The following is a 13575-nucleotide window of genomic DNA, read 5'->3' on the forward strand; positions in this document are numbered from 1 at the left end:
AAGTGGTGTGCGTCAATGCTAGCTCGGCTCTGGGAGTCTTTCCCGGGTTTGATGTAACCCTTGATTACACCGCGCCCGGCCCCCCAGCCCTCGCTAATTTTTCCCTTTGCGGTTCGTTTTATAGGGACGACGTGCCTTTGTGCTTCCTGCCTATTGCTCCGGACTCCAAAAAATGAATGCTGAAGACTCCATGAAACTTGCTCGCCGGTTTATCGGGTTGCCTCTGGAAAAACGCCAGGTGTTCCTGCAGGCCCTGCAGAAAGAAGGCGTGGATTTTTCGCGGTTTCCGATTCCGGCCGGGGTCGAGGCGCAGGACCGCCAGGCACTGTCCTACGCACAGCAGCGCATGTGGTTTCTGTGGCAACTGGACCCGGCCAGCGGTGCCTACAACCTGCCGGGAGCGGTGCGTCTCAAGGGCATGCTGAGCCTGCACGCAATGGAGCAGGCGTTCGCCAGCCTGGTGGCCCGGCACGAAACCCTGCGCACCGTGTTCCAGCGCCAGGCCGATGACCGCCTGTTGCAGGTTGCGGCAGCGCCGTCGGTGGCCATTGAACAACTTGACTTGAGTGCGTTGGCCCCGGCCGCGCGCGAGCAGGCGGTTAACGACGCGGCGACGCGCCAGTCGCTGCTGCCATTCGACCTGGAGCACGGCCCGTTGCTGCGCGTGCAATTGCTCAAGCTCGATGCCCAGGAACACGTCCTGCTGCTGACCTTGCACCACATCGTTTCCGATGGCTGGTCGATGAATGTGCTGATTGAGGAGTTCATCCGCTTTTACGACGCCCATGAACGCCACGAGACGCCACAATTACCGGCGCTGCCGATCCAGTACAGCGACTACGCCCTGTGGCAGCGCCGCTGGCTGGAAGCGGGAGAGCAGGCGCGGCAATTGGCATACTGGCAGGCACGCCTGGGCGATGAACATCCGGTGCTGGAATTGCCGACCGACCGCCCGCGTCCGGCCATGCCCAGCTACCAGGGCACCCGCTATAACTTCGCGATTGAACCGGCGCTGGCCGCACAGCTGCGCAGTTGCGCGCAACAGCACAACGTCACCCTGTTCATGTTGTTACTGGGCGCCTTCAACGTGCTGCTGCACCGTTACACCGGCCAGGGCGATATCCGCGTCGGTGTGCCGATCGCCAACCGTAACCGCAGTGAAGTCGAGGGGCTGATCGGCTTCTTCGTCAACACCCAGGTACTGCGCACCGAGCTGAGCGGGCAAACCCGCGTTGCCGAGTTGCTGCAAGGCATCAAGGAGCATGCCCTCGGTGCCCAGGCCCATCAGGAGCTACCGTTCGAGCGCCTGGTGGAAGCCCTCAAGGTTGAGCGCAGCCTCAGCCATACGCCGCTGTTCCAGGTGATGTACAACCACCAGCCGATAGTGGCCGACATAGCCTCGACCAGCACTGCGTCCGGCCTGGAACTGGCCCTGGTGGAATGGCAAGGCCGCACCACCCAGTTCGACCTGACCCTCGACACCTATGAAAAATCCGGCACCCTGTACGCCGCATTGACCTACGCCAACGACCTGTTCGACGCGTCGTCCATCGAGCGCATGGCCCGGCACTGGACCAGCCTGTTGCAGGCCATGGTCGCCGATGGCGAGCAGCGTGTGGGTGAGCTGCCGATGCTGGCCGCCGAGGAGCGGCAGGTGCTGGTCCAGGACTGGAACCAGACGGCCGAAACGTACCCAGCCGAGCGCGGCATTCATCAGCTGATCGAAGACCAGGTCCAGGCCACGCCTGACGCCCCGGCGCTGGTGTTCGGCGATACCACATTGACCTACGCTGAGCTCGACGCCCGCGCCAACACACTGGCCCATGCCTTGCGTGAACAGGGGGTCGGCCCCGACAGGCTGGTCGGCCTCTGCGTCGAGCGCTCGGTGGAAATGGTCGTTGGCCTGCTGGCCATTCTCAAGGCCGGCGGCGCCTACGTGCCACTCGACCCCGAGTACCCCCGGGAACGCCTGGCCTACATGATCGAAGACAGTGGCATCCAGCTGCTGCTCAGCCAGCACCGCTTGTTGCCGCTGCTGCCTACCGCAGGCATCCAAGTGATTGCCCTGGACCAGGCGCCCGGCTGGCTGGATGCCTACAGCAGCGCATCGCCCGCCGTCGAGATTCACACGCTGAACCTGGCTTACGTGATCTACACGTCCGGCTCCACCGGCAAGCCCAAAGGCGCCGGCAACAGCCATCGCGCGCTGGTCAACCGTTTGTGCTGGATGCAGCAGGCCTATGGCCTGGAGGCCAGCGACGCGGTGTTGCAGAAAACCCCGTTCAGCTTTGACGTGTCGGTCTGGGAATTCCTCTGGCCGCTGATGAGCGGCGCGCGTCTGGTGGTCGCGGCCCCTGGTGAACACCGTGAACCGGCGCGCTTGATCGAGACCATTGGTCGCCACGCCATTACCACGCTGCACTTCGTGCCCTCGATGCTCCAGGCGTTTATCCATGAACCAGGTGTGCAGGCCTGCGCCAGCCTCAAGCGCATCGTCTGCAGCGGTGAAGCCTTGCCGTTGGATGCACAGCTGCAAGTGTTCGCCAAGCTACCCCAGGCCGGCTTGTTCAACCTCTATGGCCCGACGGAAGCCGCCATCGACGTCACCCACTGGACCTGCGTCGACGAAGGCCGCGACGCCGTGCCGATCGGTCGTCCGATCGCCAACCTCGGTACCTATGTCCTCGATGCCCAGCTCAACCCGGTGCCCGCCGGTGTGTCCGGTGAGCTGTACCTGGGCGGCGCCGGTCTGGCCCGCGGTTACCACCGGCGTCCGGCCCTGACCGCCGAACGTTTTGTGCCCAGTCCCTTCGCTGACGGCGCGCGCCTGTACCGCACCGGCGACCGCGTGCGCCAACGTGCCGATGGGGTGATCGACTACCTTGGCCGCCTCGACCATCAGGTCAAGCTGCGCGGCCTGCGCATCGAGTTGGGGGAAATCGAGACGCGCCTGATGCAACATCCCGCCGTGCGTGAAGCCGTGGTGCTGGTGCAGGACGGCAAGCAACTGGTGGCCTATCTGGTGCTGGACGGTGAAACGCCGACCGACCTCAAGGCCTGGCTGCTCGTCAGCCTGCCGCAATACATGGTGCCGACCCACCTGGTGCACCTGGCCAAGCTGCCGGTGACCGCCAACGGCAAGCTCGATCGCAAAGCCCTGCCAGTGCCGGACACTGCACCGCAGCACGCCTATAGCGCCCCGGAAACTGCCCTGCAACAAACGTTGGCGACGATCTGGAGCGATGTGCTCGGCACCCCGCAGGTCGGTCTGGACGACAACTTCTTTGAGCTGGGCGGAGATTCGATCATTTCCATCCAGGTGGTCAGCCGCGCACGCCAGGCGGGTATTCGCCTCAGCCCGCGCGACCTGTTCCAGTACCAGAGCGTACGCAGCCTGGCGCGGGTGGCGACGGTCGAGCAGGCCAGCGTGATCGACCAGGGCCCGGTCAGCGGCGACGTGAGCCTGACCCCGGTGCAGCACAGCTTCTTCGCCCAGGCGATCCCGGTGCGTCAGCATTGGAACCAGTCCTTGCTGCTGACCCCGCGCGAAACCCTCGAGCCCGCGCGGCTGGAGGCGGCCCTGGTGCAAGTGATCAACCACCACGACGCCCTGCGCCTGCGTTTTGTGCCGCAGGCTGAAGGTTGGCGGCAAAGCCACGCCGGGCCGATTACCGAGCCCGGGCTGTGGCAGTCTCGCGCAACCCGCGATGATGAGTTGGCTGCGCTGTGCGATGAAGCCCAGCGCAGCCTCGACCTGGAGCAGGGCCCGTTGCTGCGTGCCGTGCTGGTGGGCATGGCCGACGGCACCCAGCGCCTGCTGCTGGTGGTCCATCACCTGGTCGTTGACGGCGTGTCCTGGCGCATCCTGCTCGAAGACCTGCAACAGGCCTATGCCAAGGCACCTCTGCCGGCCAAGACCTGCGCTTACCAGCACTGGGCCCGACAGTTGCAGGCACATGCCCGGACGCTCAACGCGCAGTTGCCATACTGGCAGGCCCAATCCAGCGACGCCGACCTGCCCTGTGACAACCCCCAGGGCGGCCTGCAACACCGCTTGGGCCGCAAGCTCGAAAGCCGCCTCGACGCCGAGCACACCCGCCAACTGCTGCAAGAGGCACCGGCGGCTTACCGCACCCAGGTCAACGACCTGCTGCTGACGGCGCTGGCGCGGGTCGTCAGCCGTTGGAGCGGCCAGCGCGCCGCCTTGATCCAGCTGGAAGGCCATGGCCGCGAAGAGCTGTTTGACAACGTCGACCTGACGCGCACCGTTGGCTGGTTCACCAGCCTGTTCCCGGTACGGTTGCAAGCCGATGGCGAGCTGGCGGACGCGATCAAGTCGATCAAGGAGCAACTGCGCGCCGTGCCCGACAAAGGCATTGGCCATGGCCTGCTGCGCTACCTGGGACCGGCGGATGCCCGCGATGCGTTGGCGAACCTGGCGGCGCCGCGCATCACCTTCAACTACCTGGGTCAGTTCGACCGCCAGTTCAACGAGTCGGCGCTGTGGGTGCCGGCCACCGAAGGCAGCGGCCAGGCTCAGGACCCCGAGGCACCGCTGGCCAACTGGCTGACCGTGGAAGGGCAGGTGTACGGCGGCGAACTGACGCTGCACTGGGGCTTCAGCCACGAGATGTTCGAGACCGCGACCATCCAGCGCCTGGCGGATGCCTACGCGGCGGAACTCAAGGCGTTGATCGACCATTGCTGCGCCACGCCGGCGGGGCAAGTCACGCCCTCGGACTTCCCGCTGGCGCGCCTGGCCCAGCCGCAGCTGGACGCGCTGCCCATCGCGGGGCCGGCCATCGCCGATCTGTACCCGTTGTCGCCGATGCAGCAGGGCATGTTGTTCCATACCCTGTATGAGCCCGAGGCCCAGGCCTATATCAACCAGTTGCGCCTGGATATCCACGGTCTCGACCCGCTGGCGTTCGGCCGCGCCTGGCAGGCAGCGCTGGACCGCCATGACAGCCTGCGCAGCAGCTTCCACTGGCTGGGCCTGGACAGTCCCCACCAGGTGATCCAGCGTCAGGTCGACCTGCCACTGCACGTGATTGAAGACAGCAGCGCCGACTGCGATGCCCTCGCCGAGGCCGAGCGCGAGCAAGGTTTCGCGCTGGATGCCGCGCCGCTGTTTCGCCTGAAGCTGGTGCGCGGTGCCGACGACACCTGGCACCTGATCTTCACCAGCCATCACCTGCTGATGGATGGCTGGAGTAACGCCCAGTTGCTCGGCGAAGTCATTGCCCACTACGCCGGCCACGTGGTGCCGGCGCCGCTGGGGCAGTTCCGCGACTACCTGAGCTGGTTGCAACAGCAAGGGACGGGCGAAGGGTTCTGGAAGGAGGCCTTGGCGCCACTGCAAGCGCCCACCTTGTTGGCCGAAGCATTGCGTGTACCGGTCGATGGGGCCGGTATGGCCGACCATCACGTCACGCTGGACACCTCCTTCACGCGCGCGCTCGGTGACTGTGCGCGCCAGCACAAAGTCACCCTCAACACGCTGCTGCAAGGCGCCTGGAGCCTGTTGCTGCAACGCTATACCGGTCAGGATTGCGTGGTTTTCGGCGCCACCGTCGCCGGACGCTCGGCGCCTTTACCGGGCATCGAGCAGCAACTGGGCCTGTTTATCAACACGTTGCCGATCATCAGCGCGGCTTCGCCGGCCCAGTCGGCCGCTGCCTGGCTCGCCGAGCTGCAAGCCCTGAACCTGCGCCTGCGCGACCACGAACACGTACCGCTCTACGACATCCAGGGCTGGGCCGGTCAATCAGGTGGCGCGCTGTTCGATACCTTGCTGGTGTTTGAAAACTTCCCCGTCGCCGCAGCGTTGAAACAAGGCGCGCCGGCGGGCTTGACCTTCGGCAGGATGCACAACCATGAGCGGACCCACTACCCGCTGACCCTGGGCATCGAACTGGGTGCCGGCCTGCGCCTGGAATTCAGCTACGACCGTGCGCGCTTCAGCGCGCAGCAGGTCGCGCAGTTGGGTGCCAACCTCCAGCACCTGCTGATGCAACTGGTGACGGATACCCACGCGCCCCTCGGCACTCTGCAACTGCTGGACGAGCGTACGCAATGCCATCTGCTCGCCCTCTGCCAGGCTCCCGCCACGCCTGAGCGACAGGTGCGTGTGCATGAACGCATCGCCGCCCAGGCTCTCGCTACCCCTCACGCCCTGGCGGTACAGGCGGGCCTTGAATGCCTGAGCTACGCCCAGCTCAATCAGCAGGCCAACCGCCTGGCTCATCGCTTGCTGGAATATGGCGTGGGCCCGGGCCAGCGTGTGGGCCTGGCTGCCCGGCGTGGACCGCAGTTGATCGTCAGCCTGCTGGCGGTGCTCAAAAGCGGCGCAGCCTATGTGCCGCTGGACCCCAACTACCCGGTCGAACGCCTGAGCTACATGCTGGCCGACAGCCGCCTGAACCTATTGCTCAGCGAAACCGGGTTGCTGGCCGACCTGCCATTGCCCGAAGGGCTCAATCGCGTGGATTTCAGCGCGCGTGGGGAAGAGCTGGCGGGCTACCCGGCGACCAATCCACCGAGCCATGCCGCCGCCGCCGACCTGGCTTATCTGATCTACACCTCCGGCTCCACCGGCCAGCCCAAAGGGGTCGCCATCGATCATGCCGCCCTCGATCAATTCTGCGACACGGCGGTCGCCTACAGCGCGCTGACGTGCGCTGACCGCGTGCTGCAATTTGCGACGTTCAGCTTTGATGGCTTTGTCGAGCAATGCTACCCCCCGCTGTGCGTCGGCGCGGCACTGATAATGCGCGGTGACGAACTGTGGGATGCCGGGCTGCTGGCCCGGGAAATCGTCGAGCAGGGCGTGACCCTGGCCGATTTGCCTGCGGCCTATTGGTACCTGCTGGCCAAGGAGTGCGCCATTGACGGCCGCGCCCTGGGTAACCTGCGCCAGGTGCATGTCGGCGGCGAAGCCATGGCGGTGGAGGGGGTGCGCGCCTGGCACGCGGCGGGGTTGGGCAACGTGCGTTTGCTGAACACGTATGGCCCGACCGAGGCCACCGTGGTGTCCAGCGTGCACGACTGCCAGTTGCTGGATGCCAATGACACCTTCGGCATGCCGATCGGGCACGCTATCGACGGACGCGCGTTGTACGTGCTGGACAGCGGGTTTGAATTGCTGCCGACGTGCGGCGTCGGTGAGTTGTGCATCGGTGCTTCGGCCGGTTTGGCCCAGGGCTATTTCGACCGCCCGGCGCTGACCGCCGAACGCTTCCTGCCGGACCCGTTTTCCGGTGTGCCGGGCGCGCGCCTTTACCGCAGTGGTGACTTGGCCCGTTACAACGAAAACGCGGCCCTGGAGTACGTGGGCCGTATCGACCATCAGGTGAAAATCCGTGGTTTCCGGATCGAGATAGGCGAAATCGAAGCCTGCCTGCAAGCCTTGCCCCAGGTGCGTGAGGCGGCCGTGATCGCGTCGGATGGGCCGACCGGCGCGCAGTTGGTTGCGTATGTCGTGCCCCGGACGGATGCCGTGGAGGCGCACACCTTGACGGCGGCGTTGCGTCAGTCCTTACCGGACTACATGGTGCCTGGCTTGCTGATGTTCATCGACGCGCTGCCCCTGAGCCCCAACGGCAAGCTGGACCGTAAAGCCTTGCCGACACCGGATGCCAGCCACCAGCAAAGGCACTATGTGGCCCCACGAACGGCTCTGGAAGTACAGGTCGCCGAGGTCTGGCAATGCGTGCTGGGGCTGGAGCGGGTGGGGCTGGACGACCACTTTTTCGAGCTGGGCGGGCACTCGCTGCTGGCCACTCAAGTCGTCGCGCGCTTGAAGGCGTTGTTGTCGTGTGACCTGACCCTGCGTGATCTGTTTGGTGCGCCGCGCCTGGCTGACTTTGCCGCTGCGCTGGCAGACCGAACCGCGCAGGAGGGCGCGGTGGCGCACATTCCATTGGTGGCCCACGGTGAAAAATCCAGCTCGGCGCTTTCCCTGGTGCAACGCCGGCTATGGGTGGTGGAGCAACTGTCGGCGGCCTCTGGCGCCTATGGCATGCCGTTGGCCGTGCGCCTGCGCGGCGAGTTGTCGGTGCCGCTGCTCATCAGCAGCTTCGCGCAAGTGGTTGCCCGCCACGAAACCCTGCGCACCGCCTACTTCACCGACGATGAGGGGGATCCGCTGGCCGTCATCGCCGAGCATGTGGAGGTCGACTTGCCGGTGCTGGACCTGTCGTCCCTGGACCCGACCGAGCAGCAGCGCCAGGTCGCCGCCGCCGTTGAAGCCAATACCCGCCAGTCCATCAGCCTGTTGCAGGCACCGTTGTTCCGCGGGCAGGTACTCAAACTGGGCCCCACTGAACACGTGTTGCTCTATTCGATGCACCACATCATCTCCGACGGTTGGTCGATGGCGGTGCTGGTCAACGAATGGGTGGGGCTCTATGGCCGGGCGAGGGCGGGTGTACTTGAGCCGCTGCCGCCCCTGCCGATTCAGTACTCCGATTACGCCCTCTGGCAACAGCAACTGCAAAACACCGGCGTGCTGGCTGCGCAGGCGCGTTACTGGGAGCAGGCACTGGCCGGTCACAGCGGCGTATTGCAACTGCCCACCGACCAGCCTCGCTCCCAGGCGCCCACCTATGAAGGCCGCGACCTTGGCTTCACGCTGCCCGGTGCCTTGCATGAAGGGCTCAAGGCGTTGTCGGCGCGGGCCGGCGTCACGTTGTACAGCACGCTGCTGGCGGCGTTTCAGGTCCTGCTGCATCGCCTCGGCGGCGCCGATGACGTGCTGGTCGGTGCCGACGTTGCCGGGCGTCAGCAGCCCGAGCTGGAAGGTCTGATCGGGTTCTTTGTGAACATCCTGCCATTGCGCTCGAGCTTTGCGGCCCAGCAACGGTTCAGCGCCTTCCTGGCAACCACCCAAGGCACCGCGCTGGATGCCTTCGATCATCAGGACCTGCCCTTCGACATGATTGTCGAGGCCTGCTCATGCCCGCGCCAACGTGGTTTCAACCCGCTGGTCCAGGTGCTGTTCGTCATGAACAACCTGCCGGTGCAGAGCGGCCGGATGGAGGGGGTCGACGTCGAGGTGCTGCCGACCCGTGGCGGTTACTCCAAGTTCGATATGGCCCTGTTCATTGATGAGGATGCAGGCGGCCTGCACGGTACCTGGCAGTACGCCAGCGACCTGTTTGAACAACAACGTATTGAGTCATTCGTCAGCGCCTGGACGGGAATTCTTGAACAGATTGTGTGTGATCCGAACATTCAATTAGGGGATATCACCATGCCTACCCACACCCTGGAACAAACCGCGACGCCCGCAGCGCCTGCCATCAAGGCCGATAAACTGGGCAAATTCCTGAAAAAAAACCAAAGCCGCAGCGATAGGCCTGCCGGCGCGCCGATGCGTGAATCGCTGCTGGTGCCAGGGCAGGATTTTCCATTACTGATGGAGCCCACTGACCCGGGTCTGGACCTGGTGGCATGGATCAAGGACAACCGCGCGCTGGTGGAAGAAAAGCTGGCTCGTCATGCGGGCATTCTGTTCCGCGGATTTGCCCTGCGCGACATACATGACTTCGAAGCGTTCGCCGAGGCGGTACAACCGGGCCTGTATGGCCAATACGGCGACTTGCCGAAAAAAGAGGGTGGCAAGAACACCTACCGTTCGACGCCGTACCCTGAAAAGAAAATGATCCTGTTTCATAACGAAAGCTCCCATCAGGACCGCTGGCCGCGCAAGCAACTGTTCTTCTGCGAACAGCCATCGCCTGTGGGCGGCGCCACGCCGGTGGTGGACTGCCGACAGATGTACCTGAAGTTGCCGGTGGCCATACGCGAGCGCTTCGAAGACAAGGGCTTGCTGTACGTACGTACCTTTGCCGACAAGCTGGACGTGTCCTGGCAGCACTTCTTCAAGACAGATGTACGGGCCGAGGTCGAGGCGCGTTGCCGCGCTGCGGGCATCGAGTGGACCTGGCTGGACAATGATGAGTTGCAAATCCGAACACCGTGCCCGGCAATCGTCCGGCACCCGGTGACGGGGGAAAAAACCTTCTTCAACCAGGTACAACTGCATCACATCTCCTGCCTGGACCCGGATGTGCGCGAGGACTTGCTGGCGCTGTTCGGCGAGCACCGCATGCCCCGTCACGTGTACTACGGCGACGGTTCGCCGATTGACGATCAAGTCATGGCCACGGTCGGCGAGCTGTACGAAGCCTGCGCGGTGCGGTTCGACTGGCACAAGGGTGATGTGATCCTGCTGGACAACATGCTGGCTGCCCACGCACGTGACCCCTTCGAAGGGCCGCGCAAGATTGTCGTGGCGATGGGCGAAATGATTGAGCGCAGTGCGCTGCACGTGGCGCACGGCGAGACCGAAAAGGAAGAGGCCGGAGTATGAGTACTGCACAACAGGGAACCGTGGACGCGGGGTTGGCGTTGCTGGTCGAGCAGCAACAGCATCTGGACGCTCGGGAGCAGGGGGCGAGCTGGGGCGATTTGGCCCACTGCCTGAAACTGGACATTCGTGGCGAGCTGGACCCGTTGCGCCTGCAACAGGCGCTGGACAGCCTGGCGCTGCGGCACGCAGCATTGGCGACGCAATTTTCGCCTGTCAGCGGTTATCACGGGCTGCGCCAACGAGTCGTGGCGGCCGAAGCGGTGAGCTTGACCTCATGGCTCGACGTAGCGTCCCCCCAACAGGTCAGCGCACGTCAGCAGCATTGGTTGCAACAGCCGCTGCCGCTGATCGGTGCCTTGTTGCAGCGCCTGGCAAGCGACCACTGGCAACTGCTGATCGGTGTGGCGCGCTACGCCGCCGATGCTGTGAGCCTGGCGCTGATCCAGCAGGAGCTGCTGGCCGCTTATGGGCAGCAAGGGTTTGCAGAAGACGAACCGGGGCAGTTTTCCCAGTATCTGGAATGGCGCAGCGAGGTGATCTTCGATGAAGACGCCGAAACCGCCAAGGCATACTGGCAGCAGGCGCTGCAAGGGCCCGCGCCGCTGGTCCATGGGCCGGACCTGCCCTATCGGCTGACGTGCGCTGAGGATTTACCGGCCGAACGCTTGAGCGTGCCATTGGATCAATCCCTGTTGGCTCGCCTGCGCACCCAAGGGCAGCCGTTGGACGTGCTGATGCAAACTGCCTGGTGGGTGCTGCTGGCCCGCATCAGTGGTCGGGATGCGTTCCTTGGCGGCTGGCGGCACAATGCGCGCGAGGACTACGAGTTTTTCAGCCATAGCCTGGGCCTGTTCGAGAAAACCTTACCCCTGGCGATTCGTATCGATCCGGCCAGCACCTTCCGTGACCTGATGAGCACCTTGGCTGCGCAGTTGGATCAGCACCGCACCTGGCAGGAATACCTGGCGCCGTTGTCGTTCCCACAACAGGCCAGGCCTGCCATGGGTTTTGGCCGTCGACGCGTTTGGGCACCGGTTGAGGACGCCGGGATGGTCTGGGCGGGCAGCGACCTGCCGACCGGTGTACCGGCATTCGAGTTGGCCCTGCAACTGGACATCGCAGCGGCCGGCGAGCCTCAAGGCGTGTCACTGGAGTTCAATCCCGCCTGCTACACCGCGCAAGCCGTCGAGACCCTGTTGGGCCAATACCGCCAACTGCTTCAGAGCATTGCTGATACGCCGGATGAAACCATCGCACGCCTGAACCTGCTGGATGCCGACGAAAAGAGCCGGTTGCTGGCGCTCAATCCGCCGGCGCAGGTGATGGAGACGCCGCTGCTGTTGCCGCAACGCATCGCCGGTTGGGCGCACCAGACACCGGATGCAGTGGCGCTGGTCGCCGCAGGCCAGACCCTCAGCTACGCCGCGCTGGATGCCCGAGCCGCGCAATTGAGTGCCGAGCTGCTGCGCCAAGGCGTGGGGCCGGGCTCGCTCGTCGGCCTGGCGTTGCCGCGCTCTGCGGACCTGGTCGTCGCGATGCTCGCCACCTGGCGTGCGGGCGCAGCCTACCTGCCGCTGGACCCGCAATGGCCTGCGGCGCGCCAGGCCGACATCGCACGGCTTGCCGCCGCGAGCTTGATCCTGAAGGCGCAGGCGCCTGTCCCCAACGACCCCATGGCCTCCTTCAAGGTCCTCAACCTGGCCGCGTCGCCCCTGGACGCTTCGGTGGCACCGGCGGCATTCGTGCAGGCTCGGGACGTCGCCTATGTGTTGTTCACATCCGGCTCTACAGGGCAGCCCAAAGGCGTAGTGATCGAGCATGGCGCGTTGCTCAACTACACCGCAGGCAGCAGCCAGCAATTGGGCCTGTCCGCCTGCCGTCACGTCGCCTTCAGTTCCACGGTGGCGGCGGACCTGGGCAATACCGCCTTGTTCGGCGCGCTCTATAACGGCGCGACGCTGCATATCGCTGACGATGCCACCCTGCAGGATCCCCAGGGCTTTGCCGGGTTCCTGCGGGAAAACAGCATCGACTGCCTGAAAATCGTGCCCTCACATCTGGCGGCCTTGCTGGAGGCCGAGAGCGCCGCACTGCCGGGCACGCTGGTGCTCGGCGGTGAAGCGATCGGTGCCAGCCTGGTGCAGCGAATTCGTCAACTGCGGCCCGACTGCCTTGTGTTCAACCATTACGGTCCTACCGAAGCGACGGTGGGTGTGATGGTGCATCCGTTGCTGCCCGACCAGGACCTGACCCACGGCGTCCCGTTGACACAGGTGCTCCCCGGCAACCAGGTGTTTGTGCTCGGTGCAGACGCACAACTGCTGGCGACGGGCGAACTCGGCGAGTTGTTCATCGGTGGCCGGCAACTGTGCCGAGGCTACTTGACGGGCGAGGCTGACACTGCCGCGTTTATCCATAGCCCGCTGGTGGGGGGCGAGCGTCTTTACCGCACGGGAGACCTGGCCCGTTATCGGGTCGACGGTGGCGTGCAGCTGTATGGCCGCCGTGATCATCAGGTCAAGGTGCGCGGTTTCCGCATTGAACTGGCGGAGATAGACGCACAGTTGCTGCGTTTGCCTGAGGTCCGTGAGGCGGTGGTGGTCGTGGTGCAAGAGGAGCTGCACGCGTTCGTGGTACTGCGCGCAGCAGCGGGCGAGGACGTATTGACTCAGTTGCAAAACCAACTGGCTCAACGCTTGCCGGCGGCCATGGTGCCACGCCGGTTCCACAGCCTTGAGCACATGCCTCGCCTGCCCAATGGCAAGGTTGACCGCCAGGCGTTGCAGCACGTTCAGCCGGAGCCTCGCCGGGTGGCCTACGCAGCGCCACGGGATGCGCTTGAGGAGCTGTTGTCCACGCGGATGGCCCAATTGATCGGCTTGCAGCGGCTGGGCATCGACGAGGACTTTTTCGCCGCAGGCGGGCACTCGTTGCTGGTGATCAAACTGGTGGCGGGTATTCGCAAGCTGCTGCACTGCGAGATTCATCCCGGCGTGGTGTTTGATCACCCCAGCGTGGCGCAACTGGCGCGGGTGCTGCGCGAACGCGAAAGTGTCGCGGGGCAGCTGGAAAAAATCGCCCAGGCGCGTTTGCGCATGGATGCCATGACGCCTGAAGAGAAGGCGGCACTGCTGGAAAAAGCCCGGCAATTGCAGGTGAGCAAGGAGCAGGGATAAACCTACGGAACGGGGCTGGCAATC

The 13575-nt window shown here is 64.7% G+C and carries 2 protein-coding genes; both read left to right on the plus strand.

Annotated features, from left to right (window positions below; all coding sequences use genetic code 11):
* Positions 1–172: 172 nt before the first annotated feature.
* Positions 173–10375: an amino acid adenylation domain-containing protein gene (locus AB4O05_RS16105; RefSeq protein WP_460164748.1), complete on the plus strand. Its 10203-nt coding sequence runs from the start codon at positions 173–175 to the stop codon at positions 10373–10375.
* Positions 10372–13551, plus strand: coding sequence for a non-ribosomal peptide synthetase (locus AB4O05_RS16110; RefSeq protein ID WP_460136640.1), 3180 nt, complete (start codon positions 10372–10374; stop codon positions 13549–13551). The genes AB4O05_RS16105 and AB4O05_RS16110 overlap by 4 nt, the downstream gene beginning before the upstream one ends.
* The last annotated feature ends 24 nt before the right edge of the window (positions 13552–13575 follow it).

This window comes from Pseudomonas sp. S1_G07, from assembly GCF_054668565.1.